Source organism: Geodermatophilus amargosae (assembly GCF_041028265.1).
Taxonomy (GTDB): Bacteria; Actinomycetota; Actinomycetes; order Mycobacteriales; family Geodermatophilaceae; genus Geodermatophilus; species Geodermatophilus amargosae_A.
In genome coordinates this window covers 87,614-106,523 of sequence record NZ_JABGCW010000009.1, presented here as the reverse complement: position 1 = coordinate 106,523, position 18,910 = coordinate 87,614, and the positions used below count along the sequence as shown (strand labels likewise).

Here is an 18,910-nt window from a genome sequence, read left to right as displayed (position 1 = left end):
CCAGTGGAGCTCATGTCAGCTCGCGGCCCAGCACGTGCTTGGCGGCGCGACGGGCGGTCCGCCACGCCGGCGCGGCGGCACGTTTGACGTGCGGCGCGAAGCCGGGCTCGCCCCTCTCCACGAGGGCCCGGAAGGCGTCGCCGGTGTCCCCCGGACGCACGTGCAGGCGGGGAAGACGGTACGGATCGTCCGCGGACGTGGCGATCCTCCGCCCGACGATGCACCCGTTCGAGTAGCCGGCCTGGGCGACGGCGCGCTCGACGCGGCGGCTCGAGTACCCGTGGGGATAGCAGAAGGAGACCACCGGCCGGCCGAGTGCGTCCTCGAGCGCCCGACGGCTGTCGACCACCTCCGTGCGCAGGTCGCGGGGGGAGAGCGTGTCGAGCGTGCGGTGGTTGACCGAGTGGCTGCCGATCTCGACCCCGGCAGCGGCGGCGTCGGCCAGCTCCGACCAGCTGAGCCGGGACCCGTGGGGGTCGTCGGGCGGCAGGCGGAGTCCGACGTCGCCGGTGGGGACGTACATCGTGGCGCGGGCGCCCAGCGAGACCAGCACCTCCACCGCGTGGGTGAAGTCGAGCAGCCCGTCGTCGAAGGTCACGCCCACGACCCGGGCGTCGGGGTCGGCCGCGCGGGCCGCGAGCGCCTCGGTCAGGCCGAGGAGCCGCCAGCCGTCCGCGGCGAGCGCGCCCAGCTGCTCGGCGAGCTCACCCACGGGGACGGCGTGCTCGTTCGGTGTGGCCGGAGCCGTCGCCGGCGTCGAGTGGTACATCAGCACGGGCATCCGCCACCGCACCGAGGGGCGCAGGAGGCTGCCGGCCGTGGCGAGTGCGCTCACAGCGCACCGCCGGCCCGGGGACGACGGGCCGGCACGGCCCCGCCCTCGCTCGGGGACTCGCGGTCCGGGGTGTCGGGGACGGCCACCAGGGCAGCGGGCCGTCGGGTGCTCGGCCGCGCGGTCAGGTAGCCGAGCCCCGCTGCCGCGACCCCGGCGATGATGGCGGCAGCCCGGGTGAGCCCACCGGTGACGTCTCCCCGCAGCACCGCGACCAGGTTCCGGCCCACGCCGCGGAGCAGCAGCGAGCGCACGTAGGCGGCCTCCTCGGCCAGGACGTGCTCGCCGGCGGTCGGGAGCGCCGCCATGTGCCGCTTGCCGGCGCCCTCCAGGTGGCTGCGGCGCAGGAAGAAGCGGAAGGTCCGGCGCTCCGGCGGGACCTCGTGCCAGACGACCGCGGCGGGCGTGAAGCGCCACCGGGAGCCGGGGCCGGCGTGGGCGCTGAGGCGGAGGCACAGCTCGGTGTCCTCGGGCTGGGAGGCGTCGCCCACCTTGCCGAAGCTGTTGCTGAAACCCCCGACCGCCAGCAGTGCGGCCCGGCGGACCAGCATGTTGGCGCCCCACACGTTGCGCACGTCGGTGCCCCCGCGGCGGGGGATCGAGCCGCCCACGACCCAGGAGAACTCCGGCGGGAACCACCGGGGTGCGCCGTCCGGCCAGCGGGCCTCGATGGCACCCCCGACCCCGGTCGCGAAGGGGGCCGCGTGGTGGGCCCGCAGCAGCTCCTCGATCCAGGTCGGCTCGGCCACCTCGTCGTCGTCGAGGAAGGCGACGAGCTCAGCCTCGCTGACCAACGCGCCGGTGTTGCGGCCGCCGGACGCGCCCCGGGAGTACTGGTTGGCCACGACGCGTGCGCGGTCCCCGAGCTCGCGGCGCAGACGGTGCAGCAGGGTGTCGTTGTGGTCGACGACCACGATGAGCTCGACCGGGACCGTCTGCCGCGCCGCGGAGTCCACCGCCCGCAGGATGTCGGCCCAGCGGGCCTCGCTGAAGCAGGGGATCACCACGGCGACGGTGCTCACGCCACGTCCTCGACGTCCACCACTCCGGCGCGCGGCCGCCGCGACGCCCAGTCCTCGGCCGACGGCTGGGCGACGGTGCCGAGCGGGGACGTGGCCGGCGCCGACGGCGTGACCGCTCCGCGCGTGCCGTTGACCCGCTCGACGAGCAGGGCGCGCAGGACCCGCAGGCCGTCCCGCCAGGTGTTGAGGTTGCTCTGCCCGTGCAGACGCGCGAACTCGAAGCTGGGGACCTCGACGATGCTCAGCCGCGCCTTCGCCACGCGGGTGTTGATGATCGTCTCGATCTCGAACCCGTCTCCCCAGGCCTTGTGGTCCCGCTCGCCCTCGGAGGCGTCGAGCGCGAGCACCGGCAGGCAGTGCGTCCAGAAGGCGTTGTAGCCGTAGCAGAGGTCGCTGTAGGACGTGCCGTAGAGGACGTTGACGATCCGGTTGAGCCACCGGTTGCCCCAGGCCCGCACCCGCGTGATGTCGGCGCTGCCCCCGCCCGGGGCGAAGCGGGTGCCCTTGGCGAAGTCGGCGCCGGCCGTGAGGGCCGCGACGTAGGACGGGATCTCCCGCGGGTCGGCCGAGCCGTCGGCGTCGAGCATGACCACGATGTCGCCGGTCACCGCCCGGAAGCCGCACGCCAGGGCGTTGCCCTTCCCGCGCCGGTTCTGGCGCACCACGACGACGTCGGGACGGAGCCGGCGGGCCACGTCGACGGTGTCGTCGACGCTCCGCCCGTCGACCACGATGACCTCGTGCAGGTCGTCCGGGAGCAGCGCGAAGACGTGTGGGAGGTTCTTGGCCTCGTTGTACGTGGGGATGACCACGCTGACCCGGGGCGTGGGGGCGGTGCGGCGGTCGTGCAGAGCGGTGCCCTCGTATGGGCGCATGCCGGTCCTCTCGTTGCGGAGTCGGGTCCGGTTTCGCCTCTGCTCGCCGTCGGGTGTGTGGCGACCAGATCGCCCGACGGGTCATCGCTACCCGTGATGCTGCTGCTGAGTGGGTGTCCTCGCTGGCCGGTCAGAGCGCAGGGGAGCCGGTACGCGTTACGGCACGTCAGTGTGCAGGGCCCCCGTGCACTGGCCAGCATCGCTCACCCATGCTGACTGAGGGTCGTCGCCCTGTCCACCGAGTGCAGGGCATGTCACGTCATCGGGTGAACAGCGCAGCCGGTTGATCACCGAGCGTAGCCGGATGTCGGGGGAGGGCCACCCGTACCGGTGACCTGGGGAGTTCCGGTCCGCTCAGCCGAGCCGCTCGTCGACGAGCTCGGCGGTCCCGGAGTCCTCGACGGTCGACCGAAGTCGCTCCAGCCCCTCCGGGTCGATGTCGAGCGCCCACTCCAGGTAGTCGGTGGTGGCCTCGGCGATGACGGGCCAGGTCGGGGAGCTGTCGTCGTCGTAGGCGCGGCTGTGGTCGGCGTCGGGGACCTCGACGAAGGCCTTGGGCTCCGGCGCGCGCCCGTAGAGCTGCTCGCCCTGCTCCAGCGGGATGGCGTCGTCGTTGCCGCCGTGGACGAAGAGGACGGGCGTGCCGGACTCGACGAACGGTCCGGTCGGCTGCTCCCCGAGCTCCGGCACGAGGTAGGTCAGCTCCCCGCCCGCGAGGACGAGGGCGGCGTCGAAGCGGTCGTCGTAGTAGGCCTCGCTGCGCAGCAGGGCCGTCGTCAGGGCGCCCAGGGAGTGCCCGGCCGCGGCGAGCCGCTCCTCGTCGACGAGCCCCTCGATGTCGCTGCCCTGCGTCCGGCCGAGCTCGAGGACCCCGTCGAGGACGAAGGACACGTCCTCGGGCTGCTGCACCACGTCGGCGCGGATCTCCTCGGTCCCTTCCGCGCTCAGGGGGAACCGCGGCGCCGCGACGACCATGCCGGCCGACGCCCACCGGCTCAGGAGCTCCTCGTAGGCCTCCGGCGAGGCCAGGTAGCCGTGGCTGAACAGCACCAGCGGATAGGGGCCGTCCCCGTCGGCGGGGTACCAGATCGTGGTCTCCAGCGTCCGGCTCGACTGCAGCTGGTCGTTCTCGCTGTCGACGGTCGGCCTCGACTCGTCCTCGAACGTGGCCGTGGTGCTCGTCACCTGCAGCGCCGTGGGCTCGGCCGGTGTCGCGTCGCCCGGGGCCGGGTCGCCCGGCGTGGCGGAGGAGCAGCCGGCGACGAGGAGAGCAGCCACGAGTGCGAGGAGCGCGCGGTCGCGCCAGCGGTTCGCCATGACCCCAGTCTCCGGCATCGGCCCGGAGGGTCCCGGGACGAGGGGCGGAGGAGCAGGCTCGCCGCCGACGCCGGTACCCGGAGGGCCCGCGGCCGTGGCTCAGCCCGCCGTCCAGTCGAGCAGCTCGTCGGCGGTCCAGGTGTTGACCACGCGGTCGACGTCCACGCCGGTCTCGACCGCGCGCTCGCAGCCGTTGCCCTGCCAGTCGAGCTGACCGGGCGCGTGCGCGTCGGTGTCGATGGCGAACGAGCAGCCCAGCTCGACGGCGAGGGAGAGCAGCCGCAGCGGCGGGTCCAGCCGCTCCGGGCGTGAGTTGATCTCGACGGCGGTGCCGTGCTCGACGCAGGCGCCGAACACGGCCTCGGCGTCGAAGGCGCTCTCCGGCCGCGGCCGCTGGCGCCGCCCCTCCCGCTGCTCGCGGGGGATGAGCAGCCTCCCGGTGCAGTGGCCGAGGACGTCGGTGTGCGGGTTCGCGACGGCGGCGAGCATCCGCTCGGTCATCGCGGCGGACTCCGCGCGCAGGTCGGAGTGGACGCTGGCCACCACGACGTCGAGCCGGCCGAGCAGCTCGTCGGTCTGGTCGAGGCTGCCGTCGACGTGGATGTCGCACTCGATGCCGGTGAGGATCCGGAACGGCGCGAGCTCCTCGTTGAGCGCGGCGACGACGTCGAGCTGGCGCTCCAGCCGCTGCGCGGTCAGCCCGTTGGCCACGGTCAGCCGCGGCGAGTGGTCGGTGAGCGCCACGTACTCGTGGCCCAGCCCGATCGCCGCCTCGGCCATCTCGCGGATCGGGCTGCCGCCGTCGGACCAGTCCGAGTGCGTGTGCAGGTCGCCGCGCAGGGCGCTGCGGAACTCGGCGACGTCGTCGGCGAGCGGCACGAGCTCGGCGTGGGTCTCCTCGAGCCGGGCGAGGTACTCGGGGACGTCGCCGGCGTGCGCCTGCACGATCACGGCACCCGTCTTGGGGCCGATGCCGCGCAGGTCGGTCAGCGTCTTCGTGCGGATCCGCCGGTCGAGCTCGCCGTCGGGGAGCGCGTCGACGACGGCGGCCGCGGTGCGGAACGCGGCCACCCGGTGCGTGGGCTCGCGGGCGCGCTCCAGGAGGAAGGCGATCCTCCGGAGCGCGGCCGCGGGTCCGAGGGGCGTGCTCAGCTGGCCTTCGCCTTCTTGGCGGCCTTCCGCTGCGCCTTGGCGGCGCGCCGGGCGGCCTTGTCGTAGCTCTTCTCCGTCGAGTCCGCGGCCCGCTTGGCGGCGCGGCGGGCCCGGTAGCCCACCGACGGGCGGCCCTCGGTGTCGACGGCGGCGATGAGCAGGCCGCCGAGGAGGCCAGCGTTCTTGAGGAGGTTCGACAGCTGCCCGAAGCGCTCCTCGGGGTCCTCGTGCTCCCAGAAGCGGTGCCCGGCCAGCGTCGTCGGGACGATGCTGCCGGCCAGCGCGAGGGCGCTCAGTCGGGGGAGCTTGCCGAGGGCGAGCAGCGAGCCGGCGCCGACCTTGATGCCGGCGTCGATCCGCACCCACTGCTCGACGTCGCGCGGCACCTGCACGGGCAGCTGCTCGTCCGCCGTCTTCGTGATCTGCTCGACCACCGGCCTGGCCCCCGGCACGCGGGTCTGCGGGTTGCGCAGGGTGTCGATGCCGCCGTAGACGAACGACGACGCGAGCAGGGGCCGGGCGATCCGGCGGACCAACATGGGTGACCTCTTCCGTCGATGGGACCTTCTGCGTGTCCCCCGACCGCGCCGCGGCGCGGGACACCCTCACCGGAACCTAGTGATCGACACGTCACTCTGCTCGGTCAATGCCCCGCCCGGTCGATGCCGTGGGGGTCCGCGGCGGGAGACGATCACCGGGTGCACCCGACCCCCCGCCCCGCGTGGTGGGCGCCCTGGCGGGTGGCCTGGTGGGTGGTCCTGCTCGCAGTCGTGGCGGTCGTCCTGTTTGGGGTCGCCTTCGCCGTGCGGCTGAGCTGCGGGCTGGGCGACTGCGCCGCGCCGGCCGTGCGGCGGCTCCTCTCCCTCGACGCGGTCGGCGGGCTGCCGCGGCTGTTCACCACCGGGGTCCTCGCCGCGGCCGGCGTCCTGGCCGGGGTCCGCGGCTGGTGCGCCCGGGGCCGCCTGCGGCACTGGTGGGCGGGGGTCGCCGGGACGGCGCTGGTGCTGGCGGTCCTGAAACTGGAGAGCGCGCACTCGGCGGTGGAGTCCGGGACCTCCCCGGTCACGACGCTGGTCCTCGGCGTGGCCATCGCGGTCCCGGCGCTCGCGCTGCTCACGGGAGCGGGGCGGGCGTGGGGTGTCGCCGAGGCGATCCGGGTGGTGTCCGCGTTCGCCGCCTACGCGCTGGCCGCGGTGGGCCTCGACGCGGTCACCGCGCTGGTCGCGGCGCTGCAGGACGACGCCGGGACGGTGTCGAGGTCCTCGGCCGCGTTCGTGGAGGAGCTGGGGGAGGCGCTGGCGGCGGTGGTGGCCCTGGCGGTGGTCCGGGCGGCGACGGAGGTCAGTCGTACGGGTCGGTGAGGACGGCGCGGGCCTCGACGACGGCGAAGGTGACCGGCGTGCCCTCGGTCGTCGTCGTGCCGGGCACCGGGACGTCGGCGCTGCCGTCGACCTGGAAGGTGCCGCTCCACGTGGTCGTGAGCGAGGCCGTGTAGGTGCCGGGCGCGTAGTCGTGGGTGACCGTGTGGTCGGGGTACGGGGCGCCGGGATCGGTGGTGGTGAGGTCGGTGCCGTCGCCGGTGTGCCAGGTGAAGGAGTCCGCGGTCGCGGTGATCTCGACGGTGAACCCGCGGATGTCGAGGACGAAGTCCTGGCTGGTCGGGCCGTCGGCGTAGAAGACGACCGGCAGTCCGACGAGCGCGTTGCCGGGCGGCTGCTGGCGGGTGGTCAGTGCCGGCAGGGGGAGGGTCTGGAAGTAGCGGAACACCTCGTCCGGCGACGGCGGCGGGTTGAGCTCCGTGATGTCCACGCAGGAGGTGCTGAAGGGGATCCAGGCGCCTAGGGGCGTCCCGGGTGCCGTGCCGGCGGGGACGGTCAGGCCACCGTCCGTGAAGAGTGCGCCCGTAACGGGGTCGACCTGGACCAGGCGGCGTTGGTCGATGTCGAGCAGGCGGACGACACGGTCGGGCGGTGCGGGGCAGACCAGGTCTGGTGCCCGTTCGCACTCGCCGCCGACCGCAGACGAGCAGGGACTGGTCAAGCGCCAGGTGAAGGCTTGAGGAGCCGGCGCGCCATTCGAGGCGAGGTAGCCACCGCCTGGCGTCATCGCGAGATAGGACGCCGTGAGTGCACCGTCCCCAGATGAGACCTCCGGGGTTTGGCACCGTCCAGCAGTGCAGTTAGCCATTGCTGGCGTCGTGAGGATCACGAAGGTCAGCATCAGTGCAGTGACTAGTCCAAGACGGAGGTGGCTCATCCGATCGTCAAGCTGGTCACCAGCCAGCTTGCCCGTCTTTCGTCCCAACTCAGAAGCACTCCTGACTGGAGGACGCCAGTCTCTTCAGCGGAGCGTTCCGTCACCTCAGTCCCTGCGGAGTCGTAAACCGCAATAGTGCTCTGGGCGTACTGAAACCCGACTTCCGCGCTTTCCCCTTCGATCAGGCCAACGCCGTACTCCCGGAAATCGATGGAGACGTCGCTGTACGAGTAACCGTCTGCGCGATCCTCGGCGAAAGAGTCGGAGATCATCACGCAAAGCTCGCAGTTGTGACTGAGGTCGATCAGGGGTTGCGGATCTAAATCTCCGTCGCTGACGTACTCAATGAGCTGTACGTAGTAGCGGGCGAACTCGGTCGCACCCTCGGGGGTCTTCTCGCGGGCCTCGGGGGGCATGGGGAAGTCGGCCGGTCCGAGCGGCGGCAGCGCCTCGCTCGTGGGTGCGGCCGGAGCGCTCGTCGTCGGCAGGGTCTCGCTGGCCGGCTCGGCCTCCGAGCACCCGGCGAGCGCCGCCGCGGCCACCATGAGTGCCGCCGCCGTCCGCGCAGCCCTGCCCATGCGTCGTCCACCCCCGTCGGCGATCACGGATCCGGGACCCTAGCCACACACCGGCCCTCCGCGCAGTGCCCCTGTGGAGGGACCACTCCTGCGGTGTCCTCCCCGCTCCTGCGGTCGTGCAGCACCGCGGGAGCGGGGCGGACACCGCAGAAGCGCCCCAGTGCGGGTGTTCCTCGCGCCGTGCCGGTCCTGCAGGACCCCGGGAGCGCGAGGAGCATCCCTGAGCGGAGCGGGCTCAGGACGTGCGGCTGCAGTACACCGTCAGCGGTGAGCGCTTGCCGAACACGAACGTCGACGACGACTCGCCCGTCTCGCCGTCGTAGGCGATCCGCTGCGCCCCCGACCACAGCTGCACCCGCAGTTGCGACGTCTGGAACGACGCGTAACCCGAGCTGCGGTCACTCACCCCGAGCAACGCGCCGAGCACCGCGCGGGTGCGGCTGAACGGGACGTCGGCGCGCAGGTACTGGACGTCGAGCAGCCCGTCCTCCAGCCGCGGCCGCCATGCCTGCGCCAGCCCGCGCGGCGTGTACTGGCAGTTGCCGACGAACAGGATCCACACCTGGGCCGGCCGCCCGTCGAGCACCATGGACGCCGGCGTCCCGCCGCGCAGCACCTGCGCCGCCGCGACGGCCGTCGCCGTCCACCGGCCGAGCCGGCCCTCGAGCGCGTCCCGTCGCCGCACGAGTTCCGGGTAGACGCCGATGCTCGCGGTGTTGAGGAAGGGGACGCCGTTGACGTCGGCGACGTCCACGCACACCGCCTGCCCGGCCCTCACCGCCCCGGCGGCCTCCTCGACGGTCTCCACGCCGAGGTCGCGCGCGAAGTGGTTGAGCGTCCCCGCCGGGACGACGGCCAGCGGCAGCCCCGCCTCCAGCGCCACCGCGGCCGCCGCGGCCACGCTGCCGTCGCCGCCGGCCACCCCGAGCGCCGTCGCCCGTCCCGAGCGCACCGCCTCCTCGAGCAGGTCGGTGATGGTCCGCCCGGTGGACGTGCTGAGCACGTCGGCAGCCGGCAGCAGCCGCCGGATCTCCTCCGCGGGGTCGTAGTCCTCCGGCCCCGACCGCGGGTTCACCGCCACCACCAGGCCCTCGCCGTCGGGCAGTGCCGGGGCCGTCCGCGCGGGGCGCACCCGCGCGGGCTCGGTCGGCCGCACCGGCCACCACCGGCGCCCGGCCAGGGCCACCCCGGCCCCGATGGCCAGCCCCGACACGACGTCGCCCGGGTAGTGCACACCCACGTGCACCCGCGAGTAGCCGACCGCAAGCGCCAGGGGTCCGAGCGCGGCGCCGGCCAGCGGGCTCTCCATCGCCACGCCGGTGGCGAAGGCGGCCGCCGACGACGAGTGGCCGCTCGGGAAGGAGAGGGTGTGCGGTGCCCGGCGCAACTGCCGCTCGGTGGTCAGGTTGGCCAGGTCCGGCCGCACCCGGCCGAACACCCGCTTCAGGACGGCGTTGACGACCGAACTGGCCACGGCCAGCGAGCCGACGCCGCGCACCGAGCCCCGCCGCAGCGACCCGCGCCGCAGCCCCAGGACCAGCGCGATCGCGAACCACAGCTTGCCGTGGTCGGCGGCCCGGGACAGCCACCGCAGCCACCGGTCGGCCGGGCTCGCGGGCAGGGCGCCGACGGCGGCGTGCAGCCGCGCGTCCCAATGGCGCAGCCGCAGCGGGGTCACCCGCCGGACGCTAGCGCCCGCGCTAGGCCTTGCGGCGGGCCCGGTACGCGGCGACCGTCGAGCGGCTGGCGCAGGTGTTCGAGCAGTACCGGCGGCTGGCGTTGCGCGAGGTGTCCACGTAGACGTCGTCGCAGGTCTCGGCCGAGCACACGCCCAGCCGCTGCCACCCGTGCTGGGCCACCACCTGCGAGAGCCCCATCGCCACCGTCGTCGTCAGCTGGTCGAGAACGGGGGCGTCGGGACGGGCGTAGTGCAGGTGCAGCTCGCCGTCGTGGTCGGTGGCGTAGGGGTGCGGCCGGGCCAGGGCGAGCAGCTCGTTGAGCCGGGCGATGACGTCGTCCTGCGAGTCGGCGACGGCGACCGCGCGGACGAGGTCGGCGGTGGCGGCGGCGCGGCGGGTCTCGGCGGGGGAGAGGTCCAGCGCCGTCTCGGGTGTGAACCACTCGTCGTGCGCGCGCAGGAAGGCCGCGGCCCAGTCCGGGTCGCTCGCGCGGTCGGCGTTGGCCAGGTGGATGGCCAGCTCGACGGCATTCGACCCGTAGGTGTCGTAATCCATGTGACTCCCTACCGCCCTGCTACTGTCGTAGGGGGTCAACGGAGTTTGACCCCCTACTGTTCCCCTGCAAGTACCGAAGTGGGCCCTGTCGTGCGTACGTACCTGTCCGTCTGGCGCCTGCCGTCCGCCCCCGTGCTGCTGCTCGCCGGGTTCGCCGGCCGGCTGCCCTCGGCGATGGTCCCGCTGGCGCTGCTGCTCATGGTGCAGCAGCAGACCGGTTCCTACGCCGTCGCCGGCCTCGCCGCGGCGACCTACGGCCTGGCGATGGCCGCCATGGCCCCGGTGCTCGGCCGGCTCGCCGACCGGCGCACCCCGCGCCCGGTGCTGCTGGTCCAGGCCGCCGTCTACCCGCTGCTGCTGGCCCTGCTGGTCGCCGTCGTCCTCGGGGGCGCACCGACGGCGGTCGTCGTCGCCGCGTCGGCCCTGGCCGGCGCCGCCACCCCGCTGGTCTCCGGCACGGTCCGCGCGCTGTGGTCGCGGGTCGACCCGGGCGTGCGGGGCACCGCGTTCGCCCTCGACGCCACCGCCACCGAACTGGTCTTCGTGGCCGGCCCGACGCTGGTGGCCACGCTCGCCGTGGTCGCCGGCCCGGCGTGGGCGCTCGGCGTCGCCGGGGTGCTCGCGGTCGCCGGCGCGCTGGGGCTCGCGGCCTCGGCGGCGATGCGCGGGTGGGTGTCCGTGCCGTCGGCCGAGCGCAGGAGCCCGTTCGCCACCGTGCTCGCTGCCGGCATGCCGCGCGTGCTGCTCAGCGGCTCGGCACTGATGCTCGGCTTCGGGGCGCTCGAGGTCGCCATCCCGGCCTTCGCCGACGACGCCGGATCGCCCGGGATGTCGGGTCTGCTGCTGGCGCTGTGGTCGCTGGGCTCGGTCGCCGGCGGACTGTGGTTCGGCGCCCGGGTGGTCAGTGCCTCCCTGCCGCGGCAGTACCGGTGGCTGCTGCTCGGCGTCACGATCGGCCTGGCGCCGCTGACCGCGGCGTCGAGCCCGTGGGTGCTCGGTGTCCTGCTCTTCCTGGGCGGCACGGCGATCGCGCCCACGCTGACCGTGCAGAACTCGCTGGTCGGCGCCCTCGCCCCGGCGCACGCCACCACGGAGGCCTTCACCTGGCTGTCCACGATGGCCACCGGCGCCTCGGCGGTCGGCGCGGCGCTGGGCGGTGCGCTCGTCGACGGACCGTCGGGTGTGACCGGCAGCCTCGTCCTCGCGGTGGCCGGCGCCGCCGTGGCGGTGCTCGTGACGCTGGTGCCCGGCCGTCGCCCGTCGTCCCTCCCCCGGGAGCGGATCGCCGTCTGACCCCGCCCTCCCGGCCCGGACCCCCGGGCTGGGAGGGCGGCGGAGGCCGCTGGTAGTCTCTACCGCGGTGGTTCCGAGGGGACTCGGACCCCGGGAGGCTTCGCCTAGTCCGGTCTATGGCGCCGCACTGCTAATGCGGTTTGGGTTCATCCCCATCCCGGGTTCAAATCCCGGAGCCTCCGCGCACGACAACTGCACAGTCCGCACCCGTAGCTCAACGGATAGAGCATCTGACTACGGATCAGAAGGTTAGGGGTTCGAATCCCTTCGGGTGCACGTCTGGTTGAGACAGCACCGCGGCCCCGCTCCTGCCCAGGAGCGGGGCCGTCGTGTGTCTCAGGCCCCGGCGCGGCGGTCGCGGCGGGCGCGGGCCAGCCCGTGCGCCGTGCGCAGCAGGTCCCGGACCGTGCCGTCCGTGCGGGGGCCGGGATCGACCACGCAGACCCACCCCAGCCCGCCGTAGACGGGGTGGGCCAGCACGGTGTCGGGGACGTCCGGTCCGGGCTCCCGCGGGCCGGCCGGCTCGCGGGGGGCGCGGCCCACGAGGGCGGTGAACTCCTCCCGCCCGACGCCCACGTTGACGCGGAAGGTCCCGGGGCGGTCGAGCCGCGACGACCGGTCGCCCGGCTGGTCCTTCGTCACGATGGTCGCGAAGGGCTGCGCCCGCGGGACGACGCCGTCGGGTGCGTGGTAGAGGAAGACGTCGCCCCAGGCGGCCTCCGGCGACCCGTCGCCCGGTCCCGGCCGCAGGACCAGGACGCCGCCCAGCGAGGTGACGTGCTCGATGATCTCGTCGATGCCCACGCCTTCGAGCGTGGCACTCAGGTGCTCGTGGAGGGTTCGGCCGGACACCACGCGGAGGTCGGGATGCGGAGTCTCCACCCGGGTCTGCGCACGGTCGACGTCGCCTGGCGGGCCGGGTGCTCGGTGCAGCAGGTCCGCGACCTCGAGGCCGACGGCGTGCTGCCCCCGGCGGAGCGGACGGCGTCGGGGTACCGCGTCTTCACCGAGGCGCACGTCCGCGCCGCGCTGGCCCATCGGTGGCTGGCGGCCGCCGTCGGCCCGGTGCACGCCAAGGAGCTCGTGCGGGCCGCGCACCGCGACCCGGCGTCCGGGCTGCTCCGGCTCCTGGACGCCGCACACGCCCGGCTCGACGCCGAGCGGCGGGAGCTGGCCCTCGCCCGGGAGGCCGCCCGGCTCATCGCCGCGGAGCCGATCGCGGACGTGCGGCCGTCGGACGCGATGGGCGTCTCGGAACTCGCGGCGGCCCTCGGCATGCGCCCGTCGGCGCTGCGGCACTGGGACGCCGAGGGGCTCGTCGTCCCGCGGCGGGGAGCCGGCGAGGCGCGGCGGTACACCCCGGCGGACGTGCGCGACGCGCGGATCGTCGTCCAGCTCCGCCGCGCCGGGTACCGCATCGGCCCGCTGCGGGAGCTCGTGCCGCAGTTCCGCCGGGCGGGCCGGCGCGACGACGTCCTGGCCGCCCTGGCCGCCCGGGACGCGGACGTGGACGCCCGCTCCCGGGCCCTCCTCGAGGGGACGGCCGCGCTCGCCGCACTGCTCGCGGGCTGATCCGGGGTGGGAGCGGAGAGGGGCGGGGGGCCGGTCCTGGCGGTCTGGCCGCGTTGGTCGGTCCACCGAGCTGTCGGTGGCCACTCGTTTCCCGGCTACCCCCGCCCACATCAACTGTGAGCCGCGTCACAGGAAGAGTCAAGCGACCCCCTCCCCGGGCGTGTCCTCAGCTCTCCGTGCCCCGGGGGACGACGACCACCGGGACCGGCGCGGCGCGCACGATGCGGGTCGCCGTCGACCCGAGGAAGACCCGCGCCAGCGGGCCCAGGCGCGAGGACCCGACGACCAGCAGGTCGCCGTCGGCCCACCCCGCGGCCGACACCGCCCCCGGCCACCCCGAGCCCCGGGCGACCACCGTGTCCGGCGGGCCGGGCAGGTCGGCGGCCACCTGCTCCAGTTCCGTCTGCGCCTGCCGGGCCCACGCCGTGCTCACCTCCCGCTCGACGTGCAGGCCGGTCTCCGAGGGCAGCATCGGGTCACGCTCGGGCGCGAAGGTGACCAGCCGCAGCGGCACGTCCCAGGCCGCGGAGATGCGGCGGGCCCAGGCCAGCGCGGCGCGGGAGCGGTCGGTCCCGGCCCACGTGCAGGTCAGCCGGGTCACCCGCTGTCCCGGTGAACCGGCCCGCGCCGCCAGGGCGAGCGGCACGGGCGAGGAGCGCAGCAGGTGCTCGGGCACCGCGCCCTCCCGGCCGAGCACCAGCAGCGTGCCGCCGACCCGCTCCACCACGCCCACCAGCCCTGCGGGCACCGAGGTTGCCTCGACGGCGACCGTGCGCACCTCGGCCACCCCCGCCTCGCGCAGGTCGTGCGCCGCCCGGCCCTGGCGGGACCGCACCACGTCGTCGACCCAGCGCCGGTACTCCTGGTCCACCCGCGGGTCGGGGAAGCCGCGCGCGGTCACCGTGGCCACGACGACGTCGTCCCCGCTGGTGCGGGCCAGCGTCGCGGCCAGGCGCAGGTGGGCGCCGCCGCGCTCCTCGAGGTCGGCGGCGTGACCGACGACGAGGGTCACCGCGGCGCCCGCAGGGCCGAGTGGGTGCGCGCGTAGGTGACGTAGACGACGGCGGCGATGGCCAGCCAGCCGGCGAACAGCGCCCAGGTGACCCCGGGCAGCCCGTAGATGAGGTAGATGCAGAAGGCCACCGACAGCACCGGCACCACGGGGTAGCCGGGCACCCGGAAGCCGCGCGGCAGGTCCGGCTGGGTGCGGCGCAGCACGATCACCCCGATCGACACCACGGAGAAGGCGACCAGCGTGCCCATGCTGGTCAGGTCGATGAGGAAGTCCAGCGGGACGAAGCCGGCCAGCACGCCGACGAACAGCGCGACGGCGACCGTGCCGCGCACCGGGGTGAGCGTGCGCCGGTCGACGCGGCTGAACAGCGACGGGATCATGCCGTCCCGGCTCATCGCGAACAGGATCCGCGTCTGGCCGTACATGGTCACCAGCGTCACCGAGAAGATCGAGATGACCGCCCCGGCGGCCAGCACGACGGCCGGCCACCGAGACCCCGCCACGTTCTCCAGGATCACCGCGAGCCCCGCCTCCTGGCCCTCGAAGGCGCCGGCCGCCTGGGCGCCCACCGCGGCGAGCGCCACCAGCAGGTACACCACGGTGACCACGACCAGCGCCCCGATGATCGCCCGCGGCAGGGTCCGGCGCGGGTCGCGGACCTCCTCGCCGGCGGTCGAGACGGCGTCCAGGCCGATGAAGCTGAAGAAGATGGACGACGCGGCCGCGCTGACCCCGGCCACCCCGAGCGGCGCGAAGGGCGTCAGGTTGCCGGCGTCGAACGCGGTGAAGGCGATGACCACGAAGAACAGCAGGACGCAGACCTTGAGCACGACCATGACCGCGTTCGCCCGCGCCGACTCGCTGGCCCCGCGCACGAGCAGCAGCGCGCACAGCGTCACCAGCACGATGGCGGGGAGGTTCACGACCCCGCCGGCGCCGGGTGCGAACGACAGCGCGTCGGGGATGCGCACGCCGATGACGTCGTCGAGCAGTTCGTTGAGGTACTCGCTCCACCCCACCGACACCGCCGCCGAGCTGACCGCGTACTCCAGCACCAGGCACCAGCCCACGACGTAGGCCACGACCTCGCCGAGCGTGGCGTACGCGTAGGAGTACGACGACCCCGCGACCGGGATGGTCGAGGCGAGCTCGGCGTAGCAGAGCGCGGTGAACCCGGCGGTGATGGCGGCCAGCACGAACGAGAGGACGACGGCGGGCCCTGCCTCGGGCACCGCCGAGCTCATCACGAAGAAGATCCCGGTGCCGATCGTGGCGCCGATGCCCAGCGCCATGAGCTGGCCGACCCCGATGCGGCGGGCGAGCACCCCGCCGTCGGCGTCACCGGCGCCGGTCTCCTCGACCATGGCCGACACCGGCTTGCGCCGGAACAGCTGGGAGCGCACGGACGGAGCACTCACGCGGACCTCCTCGGCGGGGAGCCGGCGTCGTCGACGGCGGACGGTGCCGCCCACCTTCTCGTCGGGCGGCAGGAATGGCCATTCCTACCGCCCGGCCCGGGGGCCTCACCCCACGCGGCGGAGGACCTCCGGGGTCAGCTCGGCGACCGAGGTGTGGCCGGTGAGGCCCAGGGTGAGGTCGAACTCGCCCAGCACGTCGGAGACGACCTGGCGCACGCCGGCCTCCCCGCCCAGGCCCAGCCCCCACGCGTAGGGCCGGCCGAGCAGCACCGCCCGCGCACCCAGGGCGACGGCGACCAGCACGTCCGCGCCGCTGCGGATGCCGCTGTCGAGCAGCACCGGCGCGCGGTCGCCGACCGCCGCGGCCACCTCGGGCAGCGCGTCCAGCGCGGAGATGGAGCGGTCCACCTGCCGGCCGCCGTGCGTGCTCACGACGACGCCGTCGACACCCTCGTCCAGCGCGCGCCGGGCGTCGTCGGGGTGCAGCACGCCCTTGAGCAGGATCGGCAGCCGCGTGCGGGACCGCAGCCAGGCCAGGTCGGCCCAGGTGATCGAGGGCCGCGAGTAGATGGCCTGGAACGTCTCGACGGCGGCGCGCGGCAGCGGCGAGCGCAGGTTCTCCCGCAGCGGGCCGGGCCAGGCGCGGGCCATGCCGACCATCGCCACGACGGCGGCCAGCGTCGGCCGGGGCTGGCGGTCGCGGCCGGCGGCGTCGGCGGCCTGGGTGGGCGCGGCGTCGCCGGCGGCGGCCACCCTCTCCTCGACCAGCCGGCGGAACACCGGGTCGGAGGTGTACTGCGCGATGCCCTTGCCCAGCGCGAACGGCAGGTGGCCGAGGTCGAGGTCGCGCGGGCGCCAGCCGAGCATCGTGGTGTCGAGCGTGACCACCAGCGCCTCGGCCCCGGCCGCCTCGGCCCGGCCGACCAGGCTCTCCACCAGCTCGTCGGAGGTGGACCAGTACAGCTGGAACCAGCGCGGCGCGTCACCCATGGCCTGCGCGCAGGTCTCCATCGGCACCGACGCCTGGTTGGAGAAGACGAACGGCACGCCCAGCGACGCCGCGGCGCGGGCGACGGCGAGGTCGGCCTCGCGGTGCACCAGCTCCAGCGCGCCGACCGGGCCGAGCAGCAGCGGCGCGGGGATGCGGCGGCCGAACAGCTCCACGGACGTGTCGCGGGCGCTCACGTCGCGCAGCACCCGCGGGACGACGGCCCAATGGTCGAACGCGGTGCGGTTGGCACGCTGCGTGGCCTCCTCCCCGGCGCCCCCGGCCACGTAGGCGTAGGCGCGGGCGGTCAGCCGCGCGCGGGCCCGGCGCTGCAGCGGCTCGGCGGTGGTGGGCACGAGCGGCCTGCGCCCGTACACACCGGCGCGGTAGACCTCGTTCTGACGGCGACGGCCGGTCCCGGCGGCTGAGTCCACCGGGCCACCGTAGTGACCCGCCTCACCACGCCTGCCCGGCCCCTGCGACACGCCCGGCGACCGACACGCCGCAGCCGTTCGCCGACGCGCCGTCGACCCGTCGTCATCGGGTGGATCCGCACCGCATCATGGGTGCGCGCCGTCGCCGGAACCACCGGTGCCGCGGCGTGTACGACCGCTCGAGGGGGAAACGTGCCGGTCGGGTCGGTGCCACGTGGCACCCCCCGCCCTGTCCTGTCGACAGGGCTCGCTCTGCTGTTCACCGTCACCGGCCTGCTCGGCGGCGGGGTGTTCCTCGCCGCGCCCGCGTTCGCCGTCGACGACCCCGCCCGCCCCGACGCCCGGGTCACGCACGGGCCGAGCTGCCGCCCCGGAGGCGTCACCGTCGAGGTGACGGCGGGGACGGTCGCCTACGCCGTCACGCTGGCCACCACGCGCTCCCCCGAGGGGGAGGACGCCGCCGAGCTCGAGCCGGGCCAGACCGTCGTGCTGCGGACCGGGGACGTCGCCTGGGGCGAGACGATCGACAGCCGGCTGGAGTACGCCGCGCTCGACGGCTCCGGCACCGCCTACGTCGACGAGCTCGACGGCTTCGTCTTCACCCGCCCGGCCGAGGAGGACTGCGCCGCCATCGCCGCGCCGCCGACCGCCACGCCACCGACCGCCGGGGTGCCGGGGATCGTCGAGGTCCCGGCCGCGCCGGAGACCTCGCCGTCGGACGCCCCGCCGGGAGGCGGCGTGGCTCCCGAGGTCGTGCCGGTCCCGGTGCCCGGCCGGCCCGCGCCGGAGACCGCGCCCGGCGCCCCGGCCGACGGCCCGCCGGCCGGGTCCGTGGTGGCGTCGGCCTCGGTCGACCGGGTGGCCGCCGGCGGTCACGTCGTGGTCACCGCGGCCGGCTTCGGCGCCGGCGAGCAGGTCACCGTCACCGACGCCGACGGCACCGTCCTCGGCTCCGCGACGGCGGCCGGGGACGGCACGGTCGAGGTCGTCGTGCACGTGCCCGACGGCGACGCCCCGGGGCCGACGACGATCGAGCTGGTCGGCGCCGACAGCGCGCTCACCGCCGCGGTGCAGCTGCGCGTCGCCGCGGCCTCGAGCGCGGTCGACCCCGACGTGCTGCCGCTGCCGATGGTCGCGGCCGGCCTCGCGCTGGTGGCCGCCGCCACCGGGCTGGTCCTGGTCGGCGGCCGGCGTGCTCCATCGGCCGACCCGACCGGGAGCGCCTGAGTCCGACCTGGGCGACGATGGTGCGATGCGCCCCGACGACGTGCTGACGACCGGGATCCCGGCCGACCCGGCGGCGCTGGCGGGAGCTGCTCCGCGGCCCGCCGAGACCTGGTTGCGGATCGTCCAGGTGCACGACCGCATCACCCACCGCGTCGACTCCGCGCTGCACCGCGAGCACGACCTGTCCCTCACCGGCTTCGAGGCACTGCGGCGGATCGCCGAGGCGCCAGGGGAGCGGGCCACGATGGGCGAGGTCGCCGAGGCGCTCGGCCTGTCCCGGGCCGGGGTCACCAGCACCGTGGGCCGGCTGGTCGAGCAGGGCCTGGTCGTGCGCGAGCGGCGGCCGGGGGACCGGCGGCTGCTGCACGCGCGGCTGACCGAGGCCGGCCGCGAGCGCGCCCGGGCCGCCGCCGTCACCCACGACGAGCTCGTGGCGCGCCTGCTCGCCCTGCTGGGTGACGACGCCGCCGCGGTCACCGACGCGCTCGCGCGGGTGTCCGCGGCCACCCGCGTCCGCCGCTGAGCCGCCATCAGCGCGACGAAGGCCTCAGGGAGGAGCCATCAGCGCGACAAAGGCCCCCCCCCCCCGGGAGCGGCCTTCAGCGCGCCAGAGGCCCCTGAGGACGGCCTTCGTAGCGACATCGGCCCTCAGGCCGATGCGTCGTCCGGAGGAACTTCAAGCCCGTAGTGTTTGCGG

At 75.0% G+C, this 18,910-nt stretch carries 19 protein-coding genes and 2 tRNA genes; 7 read left to right on the top strand and 14 right to left on the bottom strand.

What is annotated here, in order from left to right; all coding sequences use genetic code 11:
- Positions 1-10 precede the first annotated feature (10 nt).
- The 6 genes from HLV61_RS11935 to HLV61_RS11910 all read right to left on the bottom strand — a co-directional run bounded on the left by HLV61_RS11935 (position 11) and on the right by HLV61_RS11910 (position 5,737).
- A complete protein-coding gene (locus HLV61_RS11935; RefSeq protein ID WP_369255607.1) occupies positions 11-835 on the bottom strand; it encodes a polysaccharide deacetylase family protein in 825 nt (274 codons plus the stop codon).
- Positions 832-1,854 carry a glycosyltransferase family 2 protein gene (locus HLV61_RS11930; RefSeq protein ID WP_369255605.1) on the bottom strand — a complete coding sequence of 341 codons (1,023 nt, stop codon included), beginning with the start codon at positions 1,852-1,854 and terminating at the stop codon, positions 832-834. The genes HLV61_RS11935 and HLV61_RS11930 overlap by 4 nt, the downstream gene beginning before the upstream one ends.
- On the bottom strand, positions 1,851-2,729 hold the full coding sequence (locus HLV61_RS11925) for a glycosyltransferase family 2 protein (protein WP_369255603.1): 879 nt from the start codon (positions 2,727-2,729) through the stop codon (positions 1,851-1,853). The genes HLV61_RS11930 and HLV61_RS11925 overlap by 4 nt, the downstream gene beginning before the upstream one ends.
- Positions 2,730-3,083: 354 nt before the next feature.
- Positions 3,084-4,064, bottom strand: coding sequence for an alpha/beta hydrolase family protein (locus HLV61_RS11920; RefSeq protein WP_369255601.1), 981 nt, complete (start codon positions 4,062-4,064; stop codon positions 3,084-3,086).
- A gap of 81 nt (positions 4,065-4,145) precedes the next feature.
- Complete coding sequence (locus tag HLV61_RS11915) at positions 4,146-5,198, bottom strand: PHP domain-containing protein (protein ID WP_369256027.1); 1,053 nt, start codon at positions 5,196-5,198, stop codon at positions 4,146-4,148.
- A complete protein-coding gene (locus tag HLV61_RS11910) occupies positions 5,195-5,737 on the bottom strand; it encodes a DoxX family protein (RefSeq protein ID WP_369255599.1) in 543 nt (180 codons plus the stop codon). The genes HLV61_RS11915 and HLV61_RS11910 overlap by 4 nt, the downstream gene beginning before the upstream one ends.
- 159 nt (positions 5,738-5,896) lie before the next feature.
- Between HLV61_RS11910 and HLV61_RS11905 the strand changes: the two genes are divergently transcribed.
- Positions 5,897-6,559 (top strand): hypothetical protein, encoded by a 663-nt coding sequence (locus HLV61_RS11905; protein ID WP_369255597.1) that lies wholly within the window; start codon positions 5,897-5,899, stop codon positions 6,557-6,559.
- Here HLV61_RS11905 and HLV61_RS11900 read toward each other — a convergent pair.
- The 4 genes from HLV61_RS11900 to HLV61_RS11885 form a co-directional block, all read right to left on the bottom strand.
- Positions 6,540-7,007 (bottom strand): hypothetical protein, encoded by a 468-nt coding sequence (locus tag HLV61_RS11900; RefSeq protein ID WP_369255595.1) that lies wholly within the window; start codon positions 7,005-7,007, stop codon positions 6,540-6,542. The two genes, HLV61_RS11905 and HLV61_RS11900, sit on opposite strands and share 20 nt — an antisense overlap.
- 443 nt (positions 7,008-7,450) lie before the next feature.
- Entirely contained in the window at positions 7,451-8,059 is a 609-nt protein-coding gene (locus HLV61_RS11895; RefSeq protein ID WP_369255593.1) for a DUF6318 family protein, read from the bottom strand.
- Between the two features lie 208 nt (positions 8,060-8,267).
- Positions 8,268-9,710, bottom strand: coding sequence for a bifunctional phosphatase PAP2/diacylglycerol kinase family protein (locus HLV61_RS11890; protein ID WP_369255591.1), 1,443 nt, complete (start codon positions 9,708-9,710; stop codon positions 8,268-8,270).
- A 22-nt stretch (positions 9,711-9,732) separates the two neighbouring features.
- Positions 9,733-10,266, bottom strand: a complete 534-nt coding sequence (locus HLV61_RS11885) for a CGNR zinc finger domain-containing protein (RefSeq protein WP_369255589.1) — start codon at positions 10,264-10,266, stop codon at positions 9,733-9,735.
- A 90-nt stretch (positions 10,267-10,356) separates the two neighbouring features.
- Here HLV61_RS11885 and HLV61_RS11880 point away from each other — a divergent pair, with 90 nt between their 5' ends.
- The 3 genes from HLV61_RS11880 (at position 10,357) to HLV61_RS11870 (ending at position 11,835) form a co-directional block, all read left to right on the top strand.
- A complete protein-coding gene (locus tag HLV61_RS11880; protein WP_369255587.1) occupies positions 10,357-11,559 on the top strand; it encodes an MFS transporter in 1,203 nt (400 codons plus the stop codon).
- Positions 11,560-11,652: 93 nt separating this feature from the next.
- Positions 11,653-11,741, top strand: a tRNA-Ser gene (locus tag HLV61_RS11875).
- 21 nt (positions 11,742-11,762) lie between these two features.
- A tRNA-Arg gene (locus tag HLV61_RS11870) sits at positions 11,763-11,835 on the top strand.
- A 60-nt stretch (positions 11,836-11,895) separates the two neighbouring features.
- Here HLV61_RS11870 and HLV61_RS11865 read toward each other — a convergent pair.
- Entirely contained in the window at positions 11,896-12,363 is a 468-nt protein-coding gene (locus HLV61_RS11865; RefSeq protein WP_369255585.1) for a DUF6194 family protein, read from the bottom strand.
- 63 nt (positions 12,364-12,426) lie between these two features.
- Here HLV61_RS11865 and HLV61_RS11860 point away from each other — a divergent pair, with 63 nt between their 5' ends.
- Positions 12,427-13,131: a MerR family transcriptional regulator gene (locus HLV61_RS11860; RefSeq protein ID WP_369255583.1), complete on the top strand. Its 705-nt coding sequence runs from the start codon at positions 12,427-12,429 to the stop codon at positions 13,129-13,131.
- A gap of 166 nt (positions 13,132-13,297) precedes the next feature.
- On the opposite strand, the gene HLV61_RS11855 is transcribed toward HLV61_RS11860, so the two are convergent.
- The 3 genes from HLV61_RS11855 to HLV61_RS11845 all read right to left on the bottom strand — a co-directional run bounded on the left by HLV61_RS11855 (position 13,298) and on the right by HLV61_RS11845 (position 16,986).
- Entirely contained in the window at positions 13,298-14,143 is an 846-nt protein-coding gene (locus HLV61_RS11855; RefSeq protein WP_369255581.1) for a universal stress protein, read from the bottom strand.
- Positions 14,140-15,564, bottom strand: coding sequence for an amino acid permease (locus tag HLV61_RS11850; protein WP_369255579.1), 1,425 nt, complete (start codon positions 15,562-15,564; stop codon positions 14,140-14,142). Before HLV61_RS11850 ends, HLV61_RS11855 begins: the two co-directional genes overlap by 4 nt.
- A gap of 105 nt (positions 15,565-15,669) precedes the next feature.
- The gene (locus tag HLV61_RS11845; protein WP_369255577.1) at positions 15,670-16,986 is read right to left on the bottom strand and encodes an alpha-hydroxy-acid oxidizing protein; all 1,317 of its coding nucleotides are present in this window, start codon (positions 16,984-16,986) and stop codon (positions 15,670-15,672) included.
- A gap of 207 nt (positions 16,987-17,193) precedes the next feature.
- On the opposite strand from HLV61_RS11845, the gene HLV61_RS11840 reads away from it, so the two are divergent.
- Positions 17,194-18,213 carry a hypothetical protein gene (locus HLV61_RS11840; protein WP_369255575.1) on the top strand — a complete coding sequence of 340 codons (1,020 nt, stop codon included), beginning with the start codon at positions 17,194-17,196 and terminating at the stop codon, positions 18,211-18,213.
- Between the two features lie 25 nt (positions 18,214-18,238).
- Complete coding sequence (locus HLV61_RS11835; RefSeq protein ID WP_369255573.1) at positions 18,239-18,736, top strand: MarR family winged helix-turn-helix transcriptional regulator; 498 nt, start codon at positions 18,239-18,241, stop codon at positions 18,734-18,736.
- Positions 18,737-18,910: the final 174 nt, after the last annotated feature.